General features: G+C 67.3%; 14 protein-coding genes and 1 tRNA gene. 6 read left to right on the top strand and 9 right to left on the bottom strand.

Annotated elements, in window-relative coordinates; translation table 11 throughout:
- Positions 1 to 7: 7 nt before the first annotated feature.
- The 3 genes from BJ998_RS10215 to BJ998_RS10205 all read right to left on the bottom strand — a co-directional run bounded on the left by BJ998_RS10215 (position 8) and on the right by BJ998_RS10205 (position 3,543).
- Positions 8 to 1,300: an MFS transporter gene (locus BJ998_RS10215; protein ID WP_312890026.1), complete on the bottom strand. Its 1,293-nt coding sequence runs from the start codon at positions 1,298 to 1,300 to the stop codon at positions 8 to 10.
- 940 nt (positions 1,301 to 2,240) lie between these two features.
- Positions 2,241 to 2,313: transfer RNA gene (locus BJ998_RS10210), tRNA-Arg, on the bottom strand.
- 147 nt (positions 2,314 to 2,460) lie between these two features.
- Positions 2,461 to 3,543, bottom strand: a complete 1,083-nt coding sequence (locus tag BJ998_RS10205) for a LacI family DNA-binding transcriptional regulator (protein ID WP_184860607.1) — start codon at positions 3,541 to 3,543, stop codon at positions 2,461 to 2,463.
- A gap of 94 nt (positions 3,544 to 3,637) precedes the next feature.
- Here BJ998_RS10205 and BJ998_RS10200 point away from each other — a divergent pair, with 94 nt between their 5' ends.
- Both BJ998_RS10200 and BJ998_RS10195 read left to right on the top strand, forming a co-directional pair.
- On the top strand, positions 3,638 to 4,840 hold the full coding sequence (locus BJ998_RS10200; RefSeq protein WP_184860605.1) for an MFS transporter: 1,203 nt from the start codon (positions 3,638 to 3,640) through the stop codon (positions 4,838 to 4,840).
- 90 nt (positions 4,841 to 4,930) lie between these two features.
- Positions 4,931 to 6,907 carry a bifunctional copper resistance protein CopD/cytochrome c oxidase assembly protein gene (locus BJ998_RS10195; protein WP_184868559.1) on the top strand — a complete coding sequence of 659 codons (1,977 nt, stop codon included), beginning with the start codon at positions 4,931 to 4,933 and terminating at the stop codon, positions 6,905 to 6,907.
- A 276-nt stretch (positions 6,908 to 7,183) separates the two neighbouring features.
- Here BJ998_RS10195 and BJ998_RS10190 read toward each other — a convergent pair whose 3' ends face one another.
- From BJ998_RS10190 to BJ998_RS10165, 6 genes are all read right to left on the bottom strand, one after another.
- Positions 7,184 to 8,035 (bottom strand): ABC transporter permease, encoded by an 852-nt coding sequence (locus BJ998_RS10190; RefSeq protein ID WP_184860603.1) that lies wholly within the window; start codon positions 8,033 to 8,035, stop codon positions 7,184 to 7,186.
- 21 nt (positions 8,036 to 8,056) lie between these two features.
- Positions 8,057 to 8,968 carry an ATP-binding cassette domain-containing protein gene (locus tag BJ998_RS10185; protein ID WP_312890024.1) on the bottom strand — a complete coding sequence of 304 codons (912 nt, stop codon included), beginning with the start codon at positions 8,966 to 8,968 and terminating at the stop codon, positions 8,057 to 8,059.
- Between the two features lie 26 nt (positions 8,969 to 8,994).
- Positions 8,995 to 9,633, bottom strand: coding sequence for a TetR/AcrR family transcriptional regulator (locus BJ998_RS10180; RefSeq protein ID WP_184860599.1), 639 nt, complete (start codon positions 9,631 to 9,633; stop codon positions 8,995 to 8,997).
- A gap of 88 nt (positions 9,634 to 9,721) precedes the next feature.
- Positions 9,722 to 11,119 (bottom strand): HAMP domain-containing sensor histidine kinase, encoded by a 1,398-nt coding sequence (locus tag BJ998_RS10175; protein ID WP_184860597.1) that lies wholly within the window; start codon positions 11,117 to 11,119, stop codon positions 9,722 to 9,724.
- Positions 11,116 to 11,796 (bottom strand): response regulator transcription factor, encoded by a 681-nt coding sequence (locus BJ998_RS10170; RefSeq protein WP_184860595.1) that lies wholly within the window; start codon positions 11,794 to 11,796, stop codon positions 11,116 to 11,118. Before BJ998_RS10170 ends, BJ998_RS10175 begins: the two co-directional genes overlap by 4 nt.
- 60 nt (positions 11,797 to 11,856) lie before the next feature.
- Positions 11,857 to 12,897: a hypothetical protein gene (locus BJ998_RS10165; protein ID WP_184860593.1), complete on the bottom strand. Its 1,041-nt coding sequence runs from the start codon at positions 12,895 to 12,897 to the stop codon at positions 11,857 to 11,859.
- 305 nt (positions 12,898 to 13,202) lie between these two features.
- Here BJ998_RS10165 and ssb point away from each other — a divergent pair, with 305 nt between their 5' ends.
- The 4 genes from ssb (at position 13,203) to BJ998_RS10145 (ending at position 23,793) form a co-directional block, all read left to right on the top strand.
- Positions 13,203 to 13,652 (top strand): single-stranded DNA-binding protein, encoded by a 450-nt coding sequence (gene ssb / locus BJ998_RS10160; protein ID WP_184860591.1) that lies wholly within the window; start codon positions 13,203 to 13,205, stop codon positions 13,650 to 13,652.
- A 289-nt stretch (positions 13,653 to 13,941) separates the two neighbouring features.
- Positions 13,942 to 15,618, top strand: a complete 1,677-nt coding sequence (gene ettA / locus BJ998_RS10155) for an energy-dependent translational throttle protein EttA (RefSeq protein ID WP_184860589.1) — start codon at positions 13,942 to 13,944, stop codon at positions 15,616 to 15,618.
- Positions 15,619 to 15,632: 14 nt separating this feature from the next.
- Positions 15,633 to 18,656: a diguanylate cyclase domain-containing protein gene (locus tag BJ998_RS10150; RefSeq protein WP_184860587.1), complete on the top strand. Its 3,024-nt coding sequence runs from the start codon at positions 15,633 to 15,635 to the stop codon at positions 18,654 to 18,656.
- Positions 18,657 to 18,822: 166 nt separating this feature from the next.
- Positions 18,823 to 23,793 carry an NAD-glutamate dehydrogenase gene (locus tag BJ998_RS10145; protein ID WP_184860585.1) on the top strand — a complete coding sequence of 1,657 codons (4,971 nt, stop codon included), beginning with the start codon at positions 18,823 to 18,825 and terminating at the stop codon, positions 23,791 to 23,793.
- The last annotated feature ends 116 nt before the right edge of the window (positions 23,794 to 23,909 follow it).

The raw sequence follows: 23,909 nt of genomic DNA, 5'->3' as shown, positions 1-23,909 counted from the left end.
TTTCTCCTCAGGCTGTGACGCGGGCGGGCAGTTCGGTGGACACGTGCCGGGTCTCCGGGAGCCCGAGCAGGCACAGCAGGCTCACCACGGCCGAGCCGGTGACGTACCAGCCGACCGCGGTCGTGCCGGCGCCCGCCGCCAGCGCCGCCGCGATGGTCGGGGCGAGGGCGCCGCCGAGCACGCCGCCCAGGTTGTACGCGAACGACGACGCCGAGTACCGGTAGCGGGCGTCGAACAGCTCCGGCAGGAACGCGCCGAGCGGCCCGTACACCCACCCCATCGCGGCAAGGCCGAGCGCGAAAGCGATGCCGATCGACAGCGCGGTACCGCCGCTGAGCAGCGGAAACATGACCAATCCGGCCACGCCCGTGAAGACGCAGCCAATCAGCAGCACCGGTTTGCGGCCGTAGCGGTCGCCGGCGAGACAGGACAGCACCGTGGTCAGCGCCATCGCCCAGATCGCCGCCACCAGCAGGCCCAGCGCCTCCGACTTGGGCAGCTTCAGCGTGGTCGTCGTGTAGGACAGGCAGAACGTGGTGGTGACGTAGAAGACGACGTAACAGGTGATGATCGTGCCGCCGCCGAGTAGCAGCCGCAGCGGCGCCTTGCGCAGCATGTCGACCAGCGGCATCCGGCTCTGCTCGCGCCGACGCACCACCTCGGCGAACACCGGCGTCTCGGCCAGCCGCAGGCGCACCACCAGACCGACGGCGACCAGCACGGCCGACGCCAGGAACGGGATCCGCCAGCCCCACGAGTGGAACGACTCGTCCGACAGCACCGCCGACAGGCCGAGGAACAGCCCGTTCGCGGCGAAGAAGCCGATCGACGGCCCGAGCTGAGGGAAGGTCGCGTACCAGGACCGTCGCCCGGCGGGCGCGTTCTCCACCGCGAGCAGCGCGGCCCCGCCCCACTCGCCGCCGAGGCCGATGCCCTGCAGGAACCGCAGCAGCACCAAGATGACGGGTGCGGCGACCCCGAGCGTGGCGTAACCGGGCAGCAGGCCGATGGCCACAGTGGACAGGCCCATGGTCAGCAGCGATGCCACCAGGGTCGCCTTGCGCCCGACGCGGTCGCCGAAATGGCCGAACAGCAGCGAGCCGAGCGGCCGGCCGATGAAGGCGACGGCGAACGTGGCGAACGACGCGAGCGTCGCGTTCACCGGCGCCAGCGTCGGGAAGAACGTCGCGTTGAGCACCAGCGCCGTTGCCGTGCCGTAGATGTAGAAGTCGTAGAACTCGATCGCGGTGCCGACGAAGCTGCCGACGGCGATCCGGCCGATGCCGGGCGTGCTGGTCACCGCACCAGGGTCGGCCAGCGGGGATCGTGGGGCAACCCCACTGTCCGATGGGGCACCCGAATGTGGACGGCTACGTCTCGTCTACGGGTCGTATATGCGGCGTTGCTACGTTGCCGTCCCAGCAGCCGCCGCACCGCTCCGCCGTCGACATCGAGCTTTTCGTCGAACTTCTCGATTTCGCCGAAGATGAGGATGTCGTCGAACTGCCGGTGCGCCGCCGAAGGGGGAGATCGATGGAGACACTGGTCGGCCGGACCCGCGAACTGACCTGGATCCGCGACTTCTTCGCCGGCGACGCCGCTGCCCTCCTCCTGTCCGGCGAGCCCAGACGAAGGTGCCCAACGGGACGTACCACGCTGCCCGCAGGACCACGCCCCTTCACCCAAGTGAGAGCGGCGGATTCGGAGTACGAGCATGGCTGTTCGGTAACGAGCGGCAGATTAGACAGAAAGCCGGGGCAGACATCCGGCAGGACAAGCCCACAATCTGACGGATGGTCGGCACCACGAGCGGCGAACAGCGGTACGGGCGGCACCGTTTGCCGCAATGGTGGTCATGGCGTTTCTCGGAGCGCGACGGTGTCGACACCGTCGGTATTCCGCGTAGTGTGCGCTGCAGTGTCTCGGCGGTGACTGGTTTGGTGCCTGTTTTACCGATATGCCGCCGAATGTGGTAGCGCGCCAACTCCTCGTAACCCTGAAGTGCTATGGCTGGCGACTTCGAAAAGTGAGCAGCACTCGCACAACTGGGTGACCGTGCGGTTCGCTCGTGGTCGATGGCGCTGGTCAGCGTGATGCTCGGTCGACCCTCGCGTACGCAGAACCTGTAGGGCTCCGAAGGCTTGCCTCGGGCCCCACGTTAGGGAGATGTGAGTCACAAAGGGTGTCATGGCACCGTGGTCAACCGACCACGGTGCGTTGTGCCCGCAGGTGAAAAAGGGCGCCCCCGGCAGGACTCGAACCTGCGACCAAGTGATTAGAAGTCACTCGCTCTGTCCGCTGAGCTACGGAGGCTTGAGGCATGCCGGCGCACGCCCCGTGAGGTACATCGCTACGAGCGCCCCAGTCGTTTCCGGTTGACCCTCATTCGGATGATCACGATATGGACAACCACCGTGGGTGCCGATTTCTGTACGCGGCGTTGTCAATCCGTGTGCGGGTTCACCGGATCGGGGCGGCGCTTGATGCGCGCACCACCAGTTCGACATCGAGTCTGACGGGTCTGCTCGGTCTCCCGCCGTCCAGCAGGGTCAGCGCCAGCTCGCCGGCGAGCCGACCCTTCTCGACCAGCGGCTGACGGACGGTGGTCAGCGGCGGGTCCGCGACGCCGGCGGGCGGTGTGTCGTCGAATCCGACGACCGAGACGTCAGCCGGCACCGAAAGCCCAGCATCGCGGGCAGCCTGGAGGGCGCCCAGCGCCAGCTCGTCGGACATGCAGAGCAGGGCCGTCGGCCGTGGGCTCTGCTGTAACAACCATCGGGCGGCAGTCCGGCCGTGCTCGCGATCGCTGCTCGCGGACTCCCAGACCGGCACCGTCTCGGGGGCGATCCCGACAGCCGTCAACGCGTCGAAGTAGCCGCTCATGCGTTCGCGTGTCACGCGGAACGGTGACCCCGTGCGGCGCTCCGGCTCGGCCGGGCCCGACCGCCCGTCTGGCCGAAGGGTGAGCGAGATCACGCCGAAGTCGCGGTGCCCGAGCTCGGTCAGATAGCGACCGGCCGCCTGGGTTCCGCCGAAATCGTCGAGTTCGACGCGCGCCGTGCCGCCCATGGCCGGTTGGTCCACGACCACCATCGGCAGCCGGCGCTGGCGTACCGCGGTCAGCGCCGGCGCGCTGTCCGGCAGCGAGTACGCGACGATCACGTCCGCTTGGGCGCGGGCGACGCTGTCCGGGCGCGGTCCGCCCGACTCGTCGCCGGGCAGCAGCACCAACGCGTGGTCGCGGCCGTCGACCGTGGCGGCCAGGGCATCGAGCATGATCGTCAGCGCCGGATCGGAGAACGCGCTGGACAGGCCGGATCGCAGCATGAAGGCGACCGCGGCCGACTTCCGTGTTGCCAGGCTGCGGGCGACCGGGTCCGGCCCGAGGTAGCCGAGCCGGTCGGCGACCTCCAGGATGCGCGTGCGCAGGGTGGCCGAGAGCTGGTTGGGCCGGTTGTAGGCGTTGGACACCGTCGCCCGAGAGACGCCGACGGCACGGGCCACCGTGTCTAGCGTCGGGCGTCGGGTTTGCTCGGTGTCCACAGGGAGAGCGTAGTTGGCGCTGACGGGCGGACTGACGCACTGGACTGTACTGAAGCGCTTCAGTACAGTCGGGTTCCAGTCGAAGGGGGTACGAATGCTGGCGAAAAGCACCGCTGTCTTCATCGTGTTCGTGCTCAACGGAGTCGTGTTCGGCTCATGGGCCGCCCGGGTGCCGGCGCTCGCCGTGCAGGTCGGCGCCACACCCGCCGGGCTCGGGCTGTCGCTCTTCGGCGTCAGCGTCGGGCTCATCGTCGCCGCGCCGATAGCCGGTCGGCTCTGCGCCGCCTTCGGCTCGCGCGCCGTCATGGTGCTCGGTGCCGCCACCGGCTTCGTCGTACTGCCCGTACTCGGCCTGACGACTTCGCCGCTGCAGCTCGGCCTCGTGTTGTTCGTCCTCGGGCTGACCGTCGGCACCCTCGACGTCTCGATGAACATCGCCGCCGTCACCGTCACCCGGCTGCTCGACCGGCCGCTCATGCCCGTGTTCCACGCCGGCTTCAGCGTCGGCGGCCTGCTCGGTTCCCTCGCCGCCGCGTTCGCCGCCGCCCTGCAGTGGAGTCCGCTACGCCAGTTCTCGATCCTGGCGGTGCTCGGCGTCGTCGCCGTCGCGCTCGTCGTCACCTCGCTGCCCGCCGACGCGGGGGAGCGGTCGCGCACCCGATCGGGTGATGTTGTCGTCGCCGGTCCGTCGCCCGTCCGCCGGCCCGTGCTCTGGCTGCTGGCCCTGATCGCGCTGTTCTCCGCCGTCGCCGAGGGTGCGTCGGCGGACTGGAGCGCGCTGTTCCTCGTCCGGGATCGCGGTGTGCCCGACTCCCTCGCCGCCGCCGGCTATTCGGTCTTCTCCATCGCGATGGCGCTGACCCGGCTGTCCGGCGAACGGGTGGAACGCCGGTGGGGCCCCTACCGAATGCTCGTTTTCGGCGCTTCTCTCGCCGCCGTCGGACTTCTCGCCGCCGTCACAGTTCCCGTTCCCGTCGTCGCCTACGTCGGCTTCGCGTTCGCCGGAGTCGGGCTCGCGTTCTCGTTCCCCGTCACCATGAGCCTGGCCGGCGCCGCCGGCCGCCGCGCCGATGGCACCGGCGGCGAGCGGGAGATCGGCTTCGTCACCACCATCGCCTACGCCGGCTTCCTCGGCGGTCCGCCGCTGCTCGGCCAGCTCGCCCAGTGGAGCGGCCTTGGCTTCGCGCTCGGCGCCGCCGCCGTCATCGCGGCGCTCATCGTGCCCGCCGTCGTTCTGGTGATTCGCGCCCGACATCGGGAATGCGCACCACCAGCTGTCGGTGCGCCGACGATGTGAGCTGCGTCGCGGCCTACCCTCAAGTACGTGGCCGAAGACGTCGTGACCGCCGAGCCCACGCCCGGCGCACAGGTTCGCCGACCCGCCGGCATGCTCCCGCTGCTGTTGATCAGTACCGTCATCGCCGCGCTGGTCGCGGCCGTGCTGACGCTGTTCTCCGGCAGCGAGCTGCTGTACACGAACCTGGGCCTGCCCGATCCCGGCGCAATCACCCGCTACGGCATCACCGTCGTTCGAGTCCTGACCGAGGCCGCCTCGACCGTGTGCGTCGGCGCCCTGCTGTTCGCCGCCTTCCTCGTCGCGCCGCAGCGCTCCGGTCGCCTCGCCGTCGACGGCTATGCCGCGCTGCGCACCGCCGGCTGGTCGGCCGTCGCCTGGTGCGTCGGCGCCCTGCTCGAGGTGCCCTTCACCCTCGCGGACGCCGAGGGCAAGCCCATCGGCTTCATGCTCAACCCCAGCGTCCTCATCAGCAGCATCAACATCGTCGAGCAGGCCGAGGCCTGGGTCGTCACCGCCGTCATCGTGTTCGTGCTGGCTCTCGGCTGTTTCTTCGTGCTGTCGTGGGGCTGGACTGCCAGCCTGTTCTTCGTCGCCCTGATCGGCCTCGTCCCCGTCGCCGCGAGTGGCCACTCCTCTGCCGGCGGCTCCCACGACCTCGCCACCAACAGCCTGCTGTACCACCTCGTCGCCGCCGCCATCTGGGTCGGCGGCCTCGTCGCGCTGCTGGCCCACGGCCGCCGCCGCGGCGCCGACCTCGGCCTCGCCACCAGCCGTTTCTCCAAGGTCGCCCTGGTCTGTTGGATCGTCATGGCCGCCTCCGGCGTCATCAACGCCCTAGTCCGGCTGCCCGTCACCGACCTGTTCACCACCTCCTACGGCCTGCTCGTAGTCGCCAAGATCGCCCTGCTCGTCGTGCTCGGCGTCTTCGGCTACTTCCAGCGGGAGCGCGGGGTGAAGGCCGTGCTCGCCACCGGCTCCGGCCGGTCCCTGATCCGGCTCGCCGGCATCGAAGTGCTGATCATGTTCGTCACCCTCGGCGTCGCCTCGGCCCTGGCCAGGACCCCACCGCCGCAAGACGTCTACGGCGCCGTCGGTGATGTCGAACGGCTCATCGGCTACCCGCTCGACGGGCCGCCGACCGTGCTCCGGCTGCTGTTCGACTGGCGCTTCGACCTGGTCTACGGAACCGCCGCCGTCCTCGGCATCGTCGTCTATCTGCTCGGTGTCCGACGGCTGCGCAAGCGCGGCGACCAGTGGCCCATCGGTCGCACCGTCGCCTGGGTCGGCGGCTGCGTCGCCGTGCTCCTCGCGACCTCGTCCGGCATCGGCCGCTACTCCGTCGCGATGTTCAGCGTCCACATGGGCGGGCACATGATGCTCAACATGCTTGCCCCGCCGCTGCTCGCGCTCGGCGGTCCCGTCACCCTCGCGCTTCGCGCCCTGCCCACCGCCGGCAAGGACCGCGCCCCCGGGCCTCGCGAATGGCTGCTCGCCGCCGTCCACTCACCCGTCGCCCGCGTCCTCACCCATCCCGTCGTCGCCCTCGTCCTGTTCGTCGGTTCCTTCTACGCCCTGTACTTCTCCGGCCTGTTCGACGCCGCCCTCAACTACCACTGGGCGCACCTCGTGATGAACGCCCACTTCCTGCTGGTCGGCTACCTCTTCTACTGGCCCGTCATCGGCGTCGATCCCGCTCCGCGCCGCCTGCCGCCGCTCGGCCGCCTCGGCATGGTGTTCGCCTCCATGCCGTTCCACGCCTTCTTCGGCGTCATCCTCATGAGCATGCAGACGGTGATCGGCCAGAACTTCTACCGGTCACTCGCCCTGCCCTGGGTCACCAACGAGCTCTCCGACCAGCACCTCGGCGGCGGCATCGCGTGGGCCGCCGGGGAGATACCGCTCCTGATCGTCATGCTTGCCCTGCTCGCCCAGTGGGCCCGCACCGACGAACGCGCCGCCCGCCGGGCCGACCGCCGCGCCGACACCGACGGCGACGCCGACCTCAACGCCTACAACGCCATGCTCCACCAACTGAGCGAACGCGGCGGCCCTAGCCAGCCGAAGTGATCCACCTCGCCGCTGACTCGAGCACCCCTCGCGCTTGCTTCGGCCGCGCTGCTTACCCGACAACGCTCACCGGCTGTCTGAACATCGACTGCCATCACCGGCTGTCTGCATTGCCTACTCGCCAGCTGACTACTTGCCTACGACCAACTCACCGACTGCCCGCTCAACCAGCGGTGCCCGACCGGGCCCGGGCCACCACCAGGGACCGGAACTCCGGTCGAAAACGCGACGACCCCGCCGGCACCACCATCGCCGACGGGGTCGTTCGCGCACAGGTCAGTTCGTCCGACGGAAGTTGCGCGTTGCGATGGCCCCGCCGACCAACGCGATCAGGCCGGAGATCGCCAGCGACGCGATCAGCGTGTAGGCCGGGTTCGCTTCCCAGATCGTCGTCGCCAGACCGCGGGACGCGAAGATCGCGTAGCTGAGCGGGTTCACGTTGGCGATCACCTGCACCCAGCCCGGCATCGTCGACACCGGCATGTACGCGCTCGAGCCGAACATCAACGGGAACATCGCCAGGAACGCGACCGCCTGCATCGTTTCGGCTTTCTTCACCCAGGTCGCGATCGCCAGGAAGAGCCAGCCCAGGCCCCAACCGACGATCAGCGACACCAGCAACGCCGCCGTCACGCCCATCATGCCGCCGGCCGGCGTGAAGCCGAACAGCAGCGCCGCGGCGATCAGCATGACGACCAACTGGATCGCCATTCGCACCGTGTCGGAGAGGCTCCGGGCCAGCAGGACCGAGAACAGACTGACGGGCATCGACCGGAACCGTGCGATCACCCCGTTCGACATCTCCGTCAGCAACCCGACGCCAGAGCTCATCGCCGAGGTCATCGCCGTCGTCACCAGCGTCGACGGCAGCAGGTAGTTGATGTAGGAGCCCCACTGGTGCAGGCTGCCCAACTGGCTGATGCCACCGAAGACCTGGCTGAACAGCAACAACATCACCAGCGGCTGCAGCAGGCTGAAGAACAACATCCGGGGGTCGCGCAGGTACGTGTTGAGCGATCTCTGCGTGAGCACCCAGACCTGCGTGGCGAAGCTGCTGCCGTGCCAGCCCAGGTCGCCACGCCGCGGCGCCTCGTCCGTCGGAGCCGTGGCTTGAACTGTCGTGGTCATGGAATTTCCCCCTCGTCCGACTCAGGCAGCCGGAGCTTCGCTGTTGACGGCCAGATAGACGTCGTCGAGCGTCGGCTCCGTGAGCGCCAACTCGCCCACCTCGACCCCGACCTCGTCGAGTGCCCGCACCACGGTCGCCAGGTCGGTCGATTTCTCCACCGGCGTCGTGACCGAGTGCCGCACCTTGTCGTGGACCGGGTGCAGCCCCGCCTTCGACAACGCGTTCAACGCCGTCGCCGCATCCTCCGGCTCGGCCAGCACCACGCTCACCGTGCGCTTGCCGACGCCGGCCTTCAGCTCCGCAGCCGTGCCGGCCGCGACCACCTTTCCCTTCGACAACACCGTGATCGAGTCGGCCAGCCGGTCGGCCTCCTCCAGGTACTGCGTCGTCAACAGAACCGTCGTCCCGTCGCCGACCAGGCTCTCGACGATCTCCCACAGCCCGATCCGACTCATCGGGTCCAGGCCCGTCGTCGGCTCGTCCAGGAAGATGACATCCGGCCGACCCACCAGACTTGCCGCCAGATCCAACCGTCGCCGCATACCGCCCGAGTACGTCTTCGCCGAGCGGTCTCTGGCCTCCGTCAGATCGAAAGTCTCCAACAGCTCGCCCGCTCGTGCCGATGCCTGCTTCTTGGTCGCTCCCAACAACCTTGCGATCAGCACAAGGTTGTCGAAGCCCGACATGTTCTCGTCGACCGAGGCAAACTGCCCGGTCAAGCCGATTCGCCCGCGCACCTGGTCGCCCTGGCTCACCACATCCAGGCCCGCCACCGACGCAGACCCCGAGGTCGGCTTGAGCAGTGTCGTCAACACGTTCACCAACGTCGTCTTGCCGGCCCCGTTGTGGCCCAGCAGCCCGAGCACCGTCCCCCGCGGCACCGAGATGCTCACGTCGTCCAGTGCCTTCACGCTGCCGAACGCTTTGCTCACGTTTCTTGCTTCGATCATCACTTCGGTCATTGCGGGTCCTTCCCCCCTCGCTCCATCTCGGCGGCGACGGCGCCGTTCATGAAGAGATCGACGATCTCCGACACGAACGACTCCGGCTCCTTCTGTTCGACCTGCGCCGTCCGAGTCGCCTGCATCCTCGTCATGAAGGTGAGGCCCATCAGATAGCCCGCAGCCCGGTCGGACGGCAGTCGCAGTTGCTCCTGGCCCGACGACAACAGCGCCGCGATCGCCGTCGTCGTTCGCTCGAACTCATCCAGCATCGGCGGCTTTCTGTGTCCGCCCGCCTCGTCGTCCTTGTTGTGGTTGCCTTCGTTCGGCCGGTAGCCGGTGGCACCCAGCGTGTGCATCAGAGCTCCCAGCCGGGCCGCCATCTCGTCGATCATCGTCATTGCCTCGATCAACCGATTCACCAGCGGCTTGTCCACCGGGATGGCGTTGATCCGCTCGACAAGCTCCCGCGTCCGAAACGCCCTCAGGACGCAGAAGTCGAGCAGCTCCTGCTTGTCCTTGAAGACACGGAAGATCGTGCCCTCCGCGATCCCCGCCGCCTTGGCGATCTGCCCTGTGGTGACGTGCGTGCCGTGCTCGGCCAGCAGCGGAATCGCCGCAACGGCGATGGCCTCCTGCCGGTCCTCCGTGCTCATCGCAGGAGCGCGCCGACGGCGTGGGGGTGACTCGGTGGACATGGCACCAGCTTATGAGTGTGGACTCACTCACGCAATGAGTTATCACTCATAGCGCGCTCGTGGCCGGCCCCACTTGCGGAAGCTGGATCCACGCTTCGATGCCTCCGCCGTCCCGGCGACTCATCCACGCGCGGCCACCGTGTCCCTGCACGACCTGCCTGACGATCGCCAAACCAAGCCCCGACCCCGGCATCTGCCGGGCTTCCTTCGTCCGATGAAACCGCTCGAAGACCCGCTCCAGGTCGTCCTCCGCGATGCCCGGACCGCGATCCGCGACCTTGACTTCAGCGCTGGCGCCCCACTGGCGCACCAGCACCTCCACCGGCAGGCCGGGCGGCCCCCACTTCGCCGCGTTGTCCAAGAGGTTCAGAACCGCACGCTCCAAGGCGTTTGCCTGCCCTCGCACGATCGCCGGAGTCTCCGTCAGCGTGAAGTTCACCTGCGGCGTCCTGGCCTTGGCGCGGGTCATGGCCGACCGCACGACCTCAGCCAGGTCGATCTCCTCGACTTCCTCCCCGGAACGGGGATCCCGTGCCAGTTCGACAACCTCTTCGATCAGATGATCAAGCTCGTGCATCTGTGCCTGGACGTCTTGAAGTAGCCGCTGCTTGTCCGCGGATTCCAGTTGCCGCTCTGGATGATTCTCGGCACGTAGGAGCAGGTCGATGTTCGTGCGCAGGCTCGTCAGTGGCGTCGCCAACTCGTGACTGGCGTCCTCTACGAGCTGACGCTGCGCGTCGCGTGAGGCGCCGAGAGCGGTAAGCATCGCGTTCATGCTCTCCGCGACCCGCGTGACCTCGTTGGGATCTCGATGACCAACTGCGACCGCGGCGCTGAGATCCTGTGTGCTGGCGACGTGTTCTGCGGCGGCGACAACCCGATCCACCGGGCGAAGACCTGCGCGAGTCAACCAGTAACTCAGCACGCCGGCTGCAGCGATGCCCACGCCACCCGTCAGCGCCAGCACCAAGCCGAAGCTGGCGAGTGTCCCGTTCATCTCACTCAGATCGATGGCGATCTGAACCGCATGACCGTTCGGACCGGTCTGCTTGGTGCGGATCCAGCGGGTGAGGACCCGGTACGACGTGCCGTTGATCTTGACGTCCTCGGTCGTGTCGTACAACTGCCGCCGCGCGACCTGCCGATCGGCAGCCGAAATCGGAATCGACGCCTGCCCGACCGGCGTCAACGACGATCCGTCAGGGAAGACCGTCTGGTACAGCGGGGTGTCAGGCCCGCCGCTCTGTACGGTGGACCGCATGCCGGCAGAGTCGATCTTCACGGCGAAGACCACCTGGCGATCCAGACGCTCGTTCACCACATTGCTGAGCTGATCGCGAAGCAGTAGCCAGGCCGCGACGGAAACGCCAATCACCGCGACCGCGACCGCAGCCGCCGACACGACGCCGAGGCGCCGGCGCAGCGACGGCCGTCGTCCTTTCATGTGGTCTCTGACTCCTTGAGCACGTAGCCAACCCCGCGAACAGTGTGCACGAGTCGAGGTTCGCCGTGAGCTTCCAGCTTGCGGCGCAGGTAGCCGATGTAGACGTCCAAGCTGTTGGAGCCCGTGCCGAAGTCGTACCCCCACACCTCGGTGAACAACACCGATCTCGACAACACGCGCCGTGGATGCCGCAGCAGCAGTTCGAGGAGGTCGAATTCGGTGCGGGTGAGTTCGATCATGCGGTCGCCCCTGAGCACGGTGCGCGCGGTGACGTTCAACTCAAGGTCGCCGAACGTGAGCTTCTCGCTCCCACCCGTGTCGGTGCGCCGGAGCAGTGCCCTCAACCTGGCGAGTAGTTCCTCGAGCGCGAACGGCTTGACGAGATAGTCATCCGCTCCCGCGTCGAGCCCGGTCACACGGTCGCCGATGGCACGACGCGCGGTCAGCATCAAGACCGGCACCCGGTCTCCGGCCGCCCGTAGGCGGCGGCAAGTCTCGAGTCCGTCGATCACGGGCATCATGACGTCGAGCACGACTGCGTCCGCCGGCCTGGCCGCTTGGAACTTGAGAGCCGACTCGCCATCCGCTGCGAGTTCGACCTCATACCCCTCGAACCGGAGGCTGCGACTGATGGACTCGCGAACCGCAGGTTCATCGTCCACGACCAGGACACGCATGAGGTCATCCTCACCGACATCGGCCGCAGTCGCGATTGTTCACAGCAACCTCTCAGTTGCTCAGGCTGCGTCCGTGACCAGAGCTGGGCCGATCGTCCTGATCATGCTGCTTTGCCCGACACGGATCCTGTCGAGCGGGCAACTCGTGAGCGCCGCGGCGTGTTCGTCGCAGACGAGACCATGGCTGAGAATCGTGGATTGGCCACCGTCAAGCCAGTGCACTGTGAACGCGATCTCCCGGAGCGACGCCCTGGTCGCACAGCGCGGGTGCACACATCCGCCGGTCGGCTTGGTGGACTCCTCGGCCGCAATCGGGGAGTTGTCACTCGAAAGTGTCAATGTCGACGCAGCCGGCCAAGCAGGTTCGGTGGCCGCGTCCGGCTGTACCTGCGCCTCGTTTGCCGCCTGTGGAGATCTTTGGCCATCACTGAGTTCGCTTGGGGCCTCACGGGGCGCGCTGTCCAAACAGCTGTCCTGTGTAGGCTCGTCGGAACTGGGCCTTTCGGGAGCCTGCGACTCCTTGCTGGTGCTTGCAGCTTCGGGCGTGGCAGTTGAAGCGTCGGAATGTACGTTCAGGACGTTTGAACGCGGAGGTAGAGCCTCGCTGACCGGAGACTCGGACGCTGTCCGCGACGGATAGCCGACCTGTTCGAGATGACGGGTGTGCACGAGGCGTTGAAGCGCCTCTGGACCGGTGCGGGTGGCGATGAGCTCGATCCAGTCGTGCTCGACCTTACGGACCGTCTCGAGTCCCAGCCGGTCTATGGCACGGACGAGCGTTGTCGCATGCGCCCACGTGATCAAGCCGGACTGCAGTGCGACGAGCGTGCAAGGGAGTTGCTCCCGAAGCCTGACTGCGGACACCGCGAGCTCGTTGGCTTCGCGACCCGAGAGGTGGCATTCGCTGCGGAGCAGTTCGGCGGCCGTCGCGTGGCCGGCGCTCTCGTGCGCGCCCTGCGATATGGCGACGGCTACCGCATGGCTCATAGCTGCGCGCACAGCTGACTCCAGGCGGACGAGTTTCCTTACAGTCTCGACGAGTTCGCTGCCGGTTTGGCTGTCTTCGGCAAGATTGAGTGCCTCGGACAGAAGTGTGGTCACGTTCCATGGTTCTTGCATGGGCTACTCCCGTGAGTTCGGATGCCATTCACGCTAAGCGGTTGGTGGGGCTTTCGCAACTTCCCTGATTCGGACCTCTTGCGAGTAGGTGCGTATACCATAAGCATGCGATTTGCTAGCCGGATCAAGATCGACCTGTGGATAGCTGCGGACGATCTTGAGTTATCCACAGGCGCCAGCTGCTGCACTTCCGTCGCACGGTGCTGGCGCGCACAGTGGGGCGTCGGTGGTCGACGGCCTGTAGTGCAAGCCCGTGGACCGGACGTCTATCGCGAAGGATGAGGTCAGTGTTTGAAACAACGGTGACTGTCGTGGGTAACGTTTCTACAGATGTCGTTCTGCGTCAGACTCAAGATGGGAGCCCCTTCGTCAGCTTTGGTGTGATCTCTACGGAGCGTCGGTTCGACGCGAAGACGGAGAGTTGGTCTGCCAGTAACAAGCTCTTCGTATGGGTGACAGGTTGGAAGCGACTTGCGAATGGTGCTGCCTCGTCCTTGAAGAAGGGTGATCCGGTCATCGTCACTGGGAAGCTGCGTGTGGACGAGTACGAAAAGGACGGCGAGAAACGAACGCTGGTCAAGGTCAACGCGTCTGCGATCGGGCCGAATCTGGCGTTCTGCACTGCAGACGCCCAGCGCAACAGCTCCGAGGACGTCAATACGTTCTTGCGGGCGGTCGACCTCGACCAGGTCGGGGGCGACCCGCTGCCGCCTGCGCTGTCCGCGGTCGCGGTGTGAGATGGGTGGGCGCGTCGGCCGGTCGCGGCCTTCGCGCCCACCGCTGTCTGTGCTCGCGGTGCGCTGACGTAACCGAGACGAGCCGACAAGAGTGAGGTCCGCCACCTCGCGAGGGGTGGACACCGACCGTCGCCGTCGTCGGACGGGTCGTCACCGCAGGTGAGATGGGCCGAACGGCGGTACGGGACATGCTGGACGTTCCACGTTCGCGTCAACTTCGATGACTCGTCCCGCCCGTTCGTGGCTACCGAGGTTCTGGTCCTCTCCTCGTCGCTCTACGATCGCGCCCATGGCCGAGTACATCTACACCATGAAAAAGGCGCGCAAGACGCATGGGGACAAGGTCATCCTCGATGACGTCACCACCGCGTTCTACCCAGGCGCCAAGATCGGTGTCGTCGGCCCGAACGGCGCGGGCAAGTCGAGTGTCCTCAAGATCATGGCCGGTCTCGACCAGCCGAGCAACGGTGAGGCCTTCCTCAGCCCCGGCTACACCGTGGGCATCCTCCAGCAGGAGCCGCCGCTCAATGAGGAGAAGACCGTCCTCGGCAATGTCGAGGAGGGTGTCGGCGACATCATGGTGAAGCTGCACCGCTTCAACGAGATCGCCGAGCTCATGGCCACGGACTACTCCGACGAGCTCATGGAGGAGATGGGCAAGCTCCAGGAGGAGCTTGACCACGCCAACGCGTGGGACCTCGACTCGCAGCTCGAACAGGCCATGGACGCCCTCCGGTGCCCGCCGCCCGACGCGAACGTCACGCAGCTGTCCGGTGGTGAGCGCCGCCGGGTCGCGCTGTGCAAGTTGCTCCTGAGCAAGCCCGACCTGCTGCTCCTCGACGAGCCCACCAACCACCTGGACGCGGAGAGCGTGCTCTGGCTCGAGCAGCACCTCGCCCAGTACGCCGGCGCAGTCCTGGCCGTCACCCACGACCGCTACTTCCTGGACAACGTCGCCGAGTGGATCATGGAGGTGGACCGCGGCCGGGTGATCGGCTACGAGGGCAACTACTCCACCTACCTCGAGAAGAAGGCCGAGCGCCTCGCCGTCCAGGGCAAGAAGGACGCCAAGCTTCAGAAGCGCCTCAAGGACGAGCTGGACTGGGTGCGGTCCGGTGCCAAGGCCCGGCAGGCGAAGTCGAAGGCCCGTCTCCAGCGCTACGAGGAGATGGCTGCCGAGGCCGAGAAGAACCGCAAGCTCGACTTCGAAGAGATCCAGATCCCGCCCGGCCCGCGCCTGGGCAGCGTCGTCGTCGAGGTGAACGACCTGCGCAAGGGCTTCGGCGACCGCGTCCTCATCGACGGCCTCTCGTTCGACCTGCCGCGCAACGGCATCGTCGGCGTGATCGGGCCGAACGGCGTCGGTAAGACCACGCTGTTCAAGACCATCGTCGGCCTGGAGAAGCCGGATTCGGGCACGGTTCGGATCGGCGAGACCGTGCAGCTGTCCTACGTCGACCAGAACCGCGCCGGCATCGACCCGAAGAAGACGGTGTGGGAGGTCGTGTCCGACGGCCTTGACCACATCCAGGTGGGTCAGACCGAAATGCCGTCTCGGGCTTATGTCAGCGCTTTCGGTTTCAAGGGTGCTGACCAGCAGAAGCCGTCCGGTGTGCTGTCGGGTGGTGAGCGCAACCGTCTCAACCTCGCGCTGACCCTCAAGCAGGGCGGCAACCTGATCCTGCTCGACGAGCCGACCAACGACCTCGACGTCGAGACGCTCGGTTCACTGGAGAACGCGCTCGAGCAGTTCCCCGGTTGCGCCGTGGTCATCTCCCACGATCGGTGGTTCCTCGACCGCGTCGCAACGCACATCCTGGCCTGGGAAGGCACCGAGGAGCAGCCGGCGAAGTGGTTCTGGTTCGAAGGCAACTTCGAGGGCTACGAGAAGAACAAGGTCGACCGGCTGGGTGTTGACGCGGCCCGCCCGCATCGGGTGACCTACCGGAAGCTGACACGGGACTGAGGCGGCAATCGATCGTGGCCGGCAGTGGCGAGGCGCAGGCGGATGCGGAGGTTGGCACGCTCAGCGTGCCTGCCTGGCAGCTGCGTTGGCGGGCTCCAGAACTGAGTCTGGTGCTCAGCGAGCGGGCGTCCGCACTCGCCACCGGCCGCCGGGATGATTTGGAACGGTTGAGGGCGGAGACGCTCACGGTTTTCGCCCTCAACCGGCTGGACAAGGGCGTCCAGGCGGTCGAGCGCGCGGTCGCGGCCCTCAAAGCTGCTGAGGCAGGCAACCATGTCGAGCTCGCTTGGCGCCTCCGCGTCGAGCTAGCGGCTTGTGCTCGCGCCGCCGGTGTTCCGCTGACCGGTTTCGGTGTGCTCAAGCCGGTTCTGCGGGCCGAAGGCGTGCCGACAGAAGTTCGGGCGTCGGCCCTCGTCGCGCTGACCGACTGTCTGGTGCTGATCGGACGGAGCAAGGAGCTCACGGACGCGCTAGACCAGGCCGACCGGCTGTACGGCGAGGATGCGAGCCTCGACGCCGACGCTAAGTTGCTGTCCCGAGCGTTGCTTCGTGCGTCCGCGGCACGTCAGCATCGTCGATGGGGTGACCTGAAGGCGGCAGTTGAGGCGGCGCGTGATGGCCTCGCTTTGCTCGGCGAGCTGGGCGATGCGGCAGCTGATTCGGGGTACGTCGCCAGTCGACTGGTGCTGGAACTCGTCTGCGCCTTGATGGATTCCGAACAGCTGCAGGAGGCGGTGGCGGCAGCCCAGGAACTTCTGGAACGCCCCGTGCGGGCGCCGTCAGCGGCCGCGGTGGGTTGGCTCAAGTTGGCGTTGGCAACGCGCGTCCACCTGCCGGCAGGCCGAACCAGCATCGCGAACGATCTGCTTCTCGACGTCGCCGACAGTGCCGGCCGGCACCAGCTCGATCCGCTGCTGTCCGAGAGCATGTTGGCGTTGTCGCACGTCCATGAGATGGCGGGACAACTCGCTGAGGCGTTGACCTGCCTGCGTAGCGCTCACACGGCGGAGCGCCGTCGGACCGCCGCCTTGTACACCGTTCGAACGAAGCTTGCCGAAGAGTTCGCTGCTGCACACCGTGAGAGCGCAGGGCTCAGGGAACAACTCGCGAGCTTGATCAAGCCGCAGGCAGTCAGCCCACGACCGACTCCGGACACCGATGCGGTCACCGGGCTGTTGGACCGCAATGGCTTCCGCCAGCAGATCGACGCTGTCGTCAACGGTGGCTACATCGACCACACATTGTCCTTGGTGTTGTTGGATGTTGATATCGCAGCGGCGAATGGCACCGGCGCGGCTGCTGTGGATGAGCAGGTCATGCGCAAGATCGCGGATCGCGTGCGGGACACGGCTCCTGGCAAGGCGGCGGTCGGCCGAACTGCTGGTGATGAACTAGCCGTGCTTCTGCCGGACACGACACGTGATCAAGCGCAGCGCTGGGCCGAAGAGCTCAGGTCCGAGGTATCGCCACGCTTGGCCGTCACGATGACCACGGGCGTTGCTGAATACCGTCCCGGAAGCGGCGGTGAAGCGCTGTTGACCGACGCAGACCGGGCGCTCTCGCAGGCGCGGAACAGCGACGTCACTAGTAGTGCTGTCGACCTGAGTGGTCGTGGGACTGCTTCGGCAACGGAAGTCCCGGTCGAGCGGGTCGATCCTGCACTTCGTCCGACACCGGCGCCTTCGGACGACCTGCCTCGCCGGCGGGTGAGGCGCGCCGACGAACAACCCGCGGGGTTGTCGTCCGCCTGGGCTCAGGCAGCTGACCGATGGCGGATGGGCAACGTCGGGATGCCGTCCGCCCCAGTGGACGTGGCGAAGTCCGCGAGCATGTTTTCGGACGGAACCGAGGTCTCGGAACGAGAGCGCACCCAGGTGCCCGGCGCGCTGGCAGCGTTCTTCCGCGCTGCGGCCGAATCGACCTCGACCACAGCTGAGCCACCCCGGACGGAATCAACCGGTGGGCGGCGTCGAGCCGAAGATCGTGAAACCGGATCGGGGAAGACGCCGCAGTCGCGGCATGCCAACGACGAGACGAACCGCCCTGGTCTGGCCTCGTTGGTGGAGTTGCTGGCTGCCGCTGGCACAGGTGGGCGGCGGCGTGCACCGGAACCGCCCGAAGCAGAGGCGCCAGCAGCGCCGGAGCCGGCCGTTCAGCCACCGCCTGAGCAGCCAGCTACGGCCGGCAGGCGCCGTCGCGCCGAGTCCTTCGAACGCAGCGAGATCGTCGACGAACTTCGCGCTGATTCAGGGCGGTGGCGGCTCGAGGCGCCGTCGGCCCGTGCCGCGAAGAAAGCGCTTGCCGTCGAGTCCGCGGAAGTTCCACCGCCTTCTCCGCAGCCAGAAGCTCAAGCAGAGGACGCGCAGGCTGCTGGAATGGCAGAGATGCCGCGCGTTCCTGAGGTGCAGTCAATGGAAATCGGCGGTGGGACGGATGCCGGCACGGTTCCGTTCACCACTCATGCCGGTTTGCCGCATGAGGTCTTGGGGCAGGACCGTGGCGTTGAGCGTGAGCCGGAGGGTGCCTCCAAGTCAGATGCCGCCGTTGTGACAGTTGGTGTCGACGTCGATTCAGCTGTGGCCGATCGGACTGTCGACGAGCGGTCGACGGTGCCCGAAGGCCGACGGCCGCGTTCGGAGTTGGCGGATCTTTTGGCCGAGGCTTTGGTCGCCTTCGAGTCGACAGAACACGCTGTGCACACGCACTTCGAGGATGAGCCGGCAGCTTCTCGGCCGTCCAAGGATCCGTCGACTGTCGATCAATATGACTGGCAGCCGGAACGGTCAGGCTCGCGACACCGACAGCCCGAGCCGGACGACCGGATCGAGGTGCCGAGCACTTCGTCCGAACCGCCGATGTTGTCTGATTGGGTCCTTTCGGACAGGGACGACCAGCCGCCGCGGGTTGACACGTCAAGCCTGAGTGACTGGAGGCCGTCGACGTTCCGCGAGGACCGACCGGTAGCCGATCATGATCCGCGGCCGGTCGAGCCGGAACGCGACTGGTCGGACTGGACGTGGACGCCGCCGGAACGCTGACCAGGCGAAAACGAACTCGTCAGTAACCTCCGTGTGTTTATCGGTGGCTCCCGTCACACGGTTCGATTCAGCTGCAACCCCTAGGCGTTTGCGGTGCGGCGACCCATCTAGGGTGGACTACGGTCCCGGCGCACCGAGGCGCCGGATAGCGTGGAGCCGCCTGAAAATGACCTCGACTGGAGCCCCGTCCCGCCCTGCGACCGCCAACACTGGCGTGAGCCGCGAAGACCGGCTGGACAGTCCCGAACAGGTACGCGATGAGCTGATCGGCGGCGCGGTCGCCGCTGCTCCGGAACTCGCAGAACTGATCCGCCTCTACTACCGCTACGTGCCCGCCGAAGAAGTCATCGACGACGATCCGAGCGATCTGGTCGGCGCGGTGCGATCCACCTACCAGCTTGCGGACAACCGCGTCCCCGGCCGGCCCGTGGTTCGCATCCTCAACCCGACCCGCTCGCAGGACGGGTGGACGTGCCCGGTGACGGTCGTGCAGATCGTCACCGACGACATGCCCTACCTGGTCGACTCGATCTCGTCGGCGCTGATCCGCAGCGGGATCCAGGTGCACCGCGTCGTACACCCGATCGTGGTGGTGCGCCGGGACGTGACGGGCGAGCTCCGCGAGGTGCTGCCGGAGGCGGACCCGGGTGACCCGCCGGCGGACACGCTCGCCGAGTCGTGGATGCACATCGAGGTCGACCTCATCACGGACGCGGATCGGGGTCGCGAGCTCGAGAACCGGCTCATCTCGGTGGTCAACGACGTCCGGGAGGTCGTCGAGGACACCGACAAGATGGCGGGTACGGCCCGTCAGCTCGCGGACCAGCTGGAGCAGTCGCCGCCGCCGCTCGACGCGGAGGAGACAGCCGACGGCACGAGCCTGCTGCGGTGGCTGGCGCAGGGGCACTTCACCTTCATCGGCTACCGCCAGTACGAGCTCGTCGAGGACCCCGCTGGTGGCGAAGAGCCGGCGTTGCGCGCGGTTCTCGCTTCCGGCTTGGGCGTACTGCGTCAGGACAGCCTGGCGGCGCGAAGCTTGACCGCGGGCCCGGACACGGCAGCGCAGGCGCTGGCGCCGGAGTTGCTGGTGTTGACGCAGGCGAGTGCGCCGTCCGCGGTGCACCGCTCGATGTACCCGTACTACGTCGGCGTGAAGACGTTCGACGCCGAAGGCAACGTCAGCGGCGAGCACCGGTTCCTCGGCGTGTTCACCACGTCGGCTTTGCACGAAGACGTGTTGGACATCCCGGTGATCAGCCGGCGGGTCCGTAACGTCATTCATCGAGCGGGCTTCCCGCTGGAGTCGTACTCCGGCCAACGCATGCTCGAGGTCATCCAGAACTACCCGCGCAGCGAGCTGTTCTCCACCGACGCGGACACGCTGTACGACATCGCCACGGGCGTGCTCGCACTGGCCGAGCGTCGCCGGCTGCGGCTGTTCCTGCGCCGCGACCCGTACGGGCGCTTCTACTCGTGCCTGGTTTACCTGCCGCGTGACCGGTACACGACGACTTCGCGGTTGGCGATGCAGGAAGTTCTGCTGGCCGAACTGCAGGGCAAGAACCTCGAGTACAGCGCGCTGATCGGCGAGAGCCCGTTGGCCCGTGTGCACTTCATGGTGCACACGGATCCGAGTGAGGCGACGGAGCCGAATGCGGCTCACATTCAGTCCCTGCTGGGTGAAGCCACTCGCAACTGGGACGACCGCATGGCGGACGCGATCCTGTCCGAGCACAGTGAGCCCGAGCAGGCCTCGGATCAGGCGAACCAGCTCGGCGCGGAGTCGGCCACCGAGCAAGGCCAGCGCTTCGCGATGGCATTCCCGGAAAGCTACAAGGAAGACTTCACCGCCACCGAAGGTCTCGCCGACCTGCGGCGGATCCAGCGGCTGTCCGAGGGTGACCTGGACATGTCGTTCTACCTGCCGGCAGACGCCGAGCCCGGGGAGCGGCGGTTCAAGCTGTACCTGGCCGGCGCGCGGGTGACTCTGTCGCAGGTGTTGCCGGTTCTGCAGCGGATGGGCGTCGAGGTCGTCGACGAGCGGCCCTACGAGATCCAGCGCGAGGACGGCACCCAGTGCTGGATCTTCGACTTCGGTCTGCGCATGGAGCAGGCCGTGCTGGAACGGCTCGCCACGCAGGACCTGGACACCGTCCGCGTCCTGTTCCAGGACGCGTTCGCGGCGGCGTGGCGCGACGAGGCGGAGGTCGACAGCTTCAACGCCCTCGTGCTGCGCGCCGGGCTCGGCTGGCGGCAGGCTTCGGTGCTCCGGGCGTACGCGAAGTACCTGCGCCAGGTCGGCATCCCGTACAGCCAGGACTACATCGAGGACGCGGTCCTGCGCTACACGAACGTCGCCGAGGCGCTGGTGCGGCTGTTCGAGTCGCGATTCGACCCGGCGCTGTCGGACGAGACCCGCGCCCGCGTAGTCACGGCGTTGACCGCCGACATCACCGAGCTGATCGACGAGGTGACCAGCCTCGACGCGGACCGGATCCTGCGCCAGCTGCTTTCACTGATCAACGCGACGCTGCGGACCAACTACTTCGTTCGCGACGCCGGCGGTGACGTGCGGCCGTACCTGGCGTTCAAGCTGGATTCCCGGACGCTGCCTGAGCTGCCTGATCCGAAGCCGCGGTTCGAGATCTTCGTGTACTCGCCCCGCTTCGAGGGCGTCCACCTGCGGTTCGGCCCGGTCGCCCGAGGCGGTCTGCGTTGGTCCGACCGTCGGGAGGACTTCCGCACCGAGATCCTGGGCCTGGTCAAGGCGCAGGCGGTGAAGAACGCCGTCATCGTGCCGGTCGGTGCCAAGGGCGGATTCGTTCTGAAGCGACCGCCGGCCCCCAAGGGCGACCCGGGCCTGGACCGCGAGGCGTTCCTGGCCGAAGGCATCACCTGCTACCGCATGTTCATCTCGGGCCTGCTCGACCTGACCGACAACCTCGACGCGGGCACGGTCGTCCCTGCTCCGCAGGTCGTCCGGTACGACGGCGACGACACCTACCTGGTCGTCGCGGCGGACAAGGGGACCGCGACGTTCTCGGACATCGCCAACGAGGTCGCCGGCAAGTACGGCTTCTGGCTCGGCGACGCGTTCGCTTCCGGCGGCTCGGTGGGCTACGACCACAAGCAGATGGGTATCACGGCCAAGGGCGCGTGGGAGAGCGTGAAGCGGGCGTTCCGGGAACTGGGCGTCGACACGCAGACGCAGGAGTTCACCGTCGTCGGCATCGGTGACATGTCCGGCGACGTGTTCGGCAACGGCATGTTGCTGTCCGAGCACATCCGACTGGTCGCCGCATTCGACCACCGGCACGTGTTCCTCGACCCGACCCCGGTGGCGGCGTCGTCGTTCGCCGAACGGAAGCGGTTGTTCGAACTCCCGCGCTCGTCGTGGGACGACTACGACCGCAACTTGATCAGCGCGGGCGGTGGGGTGTGGTCGCGGACGGCCAAGTCGATCCCGCTGAGCCCGCAGATCAAGGAGGCGCTGGGCATCGACGGCGACGTCGAGCACCTGGCCCCCACCGACCTGATCAAGAAGATCCTGCTGGCGCCGGTCGACCTGCTGTGGAACGGCGGCATCGGGACGTACGTGAAGTCGGCGACCGAATCTCACGCGGAGGTCGGCGACAAGGCGAACGACGCCGTTCGGGTGGATGGCGCCGATCTGCGTGTCAAGGTCATCGGCGAGGGCGGCAACCTGGGGTTGACGCAGCGTGGCCGGATTGAGTTCGCCCGAGCGGGCGGCCGGGTCAACACCGACGCCTTGGACAACTCGGCCGGCGTCGACTGCTCCGACCACGAGGTCAACATCAAGATCCTGCTGGATCACCTCGTCGCCGAGGGACAGCTGGACCGTGAACAGCGCAACGAGCTGCTGGCGGAGATGACCGACGAGGTCGGCACGCTGGTGCTCCGCGACAACTACTGGCAGAACAGCGTGCTGGGTGTCAGCCGGGCGCACGCGGCGCCGATGCTGTCGGTGCACGCGCGGCTGGTAGACGACCTGGAGGCGAACCACGGTCTGGACCGTCGACTGGAGGCACTGCCGTCAAGTTCACAGTTCAAGGCGATGGAGAAGGCGGGCGAAGGGCTGACCTCGCCTGAGCTGGCGACGCTGCTCGCACACGTCAAGCTGGCGATCAAGGACGAGGTGCTGGCCAGCACCCTGCCCGACTCGGACGTCTTCGTGCGGCGGCTGCCGGAGTACTTCCCGAGCAAGCTGCGGGAGCAGTTCGGCAACGCGATCGGCTCGCACCCGCTGCGCAAGCAGATCACCACGACGCTGCTGGTCAACGAGGTCGTCGACGGAGGCGGCATCTCGTACGCGTTCCGGTTGGCCGAGGAGGTCGGGGCGAGCGCGACCGACGCGGTCCGGGCGTACGCGGTCGTGACGAACGTCTTCGGCCTGCCGCAGATCTGGCGCGAGATCGACGCGCTGGACAACAAGGTCTCCACGGATCTCCAGGACTCGCTGATGCTGGAGACGCGCCGGCTGCTCGACCGCGCGTCCCGGTGGCTGCTGTCCAACCGCCCGCAGCCGCTGGCCGTGGGCGCCGAGATCAACCGCTTCTCGGTGATGGTGAGCGAGCTGGCGCCCCAGGCGCTGACGCTGCTGCGTGGCCGCGAGCGGGAGATCGTCGTCGAGCACGCGCAGCGGCTGCTCGACCAGGGCGCTCCCCGGGACCTGGCGGAGCGGGTCGCCGCGCTGCTCTACACGTACGGCCTGTTGGACATCAGCGAGGTCGCGGAGCTGGCGGAGCGCGAGGGGCTGGGCGTGGAGCGCACGCACCAGGAGACGGCGGAGCTCTACTACGCGCTGTCGGAGCACCTGAACATCGACCAGATGCTCAGCTCGGTCAGCGCGCTGGAACGCGGCAACCGCTGGCACGCGCTCGCTCGGCTGGCGTTGCGTGACGACCTGTACTACTCGCTGCGGGCGATCACCCTCGACGTGCTTCGGCACAGCGACCCCGGGGAGAGCCCAGAGGTGAAGATCGCTAACTGGGAGCAGTCCAACGCGTCGAGGCTGAGCCGGGCGCGGGCGGCGCTCCAGGAGATCAGCCGGGTCGGTCGGCTCGACCTGGCGACGCTCTCGGTGGCGGCGCGGCAGGTGCGCAGCATGATCCGCTGACGTCGAATGATCGATGGTGGCCCCGTCGGCGAAACGTTGCCGGCGGGGCCTCGTCGTGTGTGGCCGCTGTCCGCGAAATAGGTCTCCGAGCTGGCTGAGTAGGATCGAATGCTGAA

This window comes from Kutzneria kofuensis (assembly GCF_014203355.1).
In the GTDB taxonomy this organism is placed as follows: domain Bacteria; phylum Actinomycetota; class Actinomycetes; order Mycobacteriales; family Pseudonocardiaceae; genus Kutzneria; species Kutzneria kofuensis.
This window is presented reverse-complemented; position numbering and strand designations above follow the sequence as displayed.

Coding starts and splice junctions, on each gene's coding strand:
- BJ998_RS10195 (WP_184868559.1), top strand. CDS start 4,931: ATGCTCCCGCTGCTGTTGATCAGTACCGTCATCGCCGCGCTGGTCGCG.
- BJ998_RS10200 (WP_184860605.1), top strand. CDS start 3,638: ATGCTGGCGAAAAGCACCGCTGTCTTCATCGTGTTCGTGCTCAACGGA.
- BJ998_RS10190 (WP_184860603.1), bottom strand. CDS start 8,035: ATGACCACGACAGTTCAAGCCACGGCTCCGACGGACGAGGCGCCGCGG.
- ettA (WP_184860589.1), top strand. CDS start 13,942: ATGGCCGAGTACATCTACACCATGAAAAAGGCGCGCAAGACGCATGGG.
- BJ998_RS10180 (WP_184860599.1), bottom strand. CDS start 9,633: ATGAGCACGGAGGACCGGCAGGAGGCCATCGCCGTTGCGGCGATTCCG.
- BJ998_RS10175 (WP_184860597.1), bottom strand. CDS start 11,119: ATGAAAGGACGACGGCCGTCGCTGCGCCGGCGCCTCGGCGTCGTGTCG.
- BJ998_RS10145 (WP_184860585.1), top strand. CDS start 18,823: ATGACCTCGACTGGAGCCCCGTCCCGCCCTGCGACCGCCAACACTGGC.
- BJ998_RS10170 (WP_184860595.1), bottom strand. CDS start 11,796: ATGCGTGTCCTGGTCGTGGACGATGAACCTGCGGTTCGCGAGTCCATC.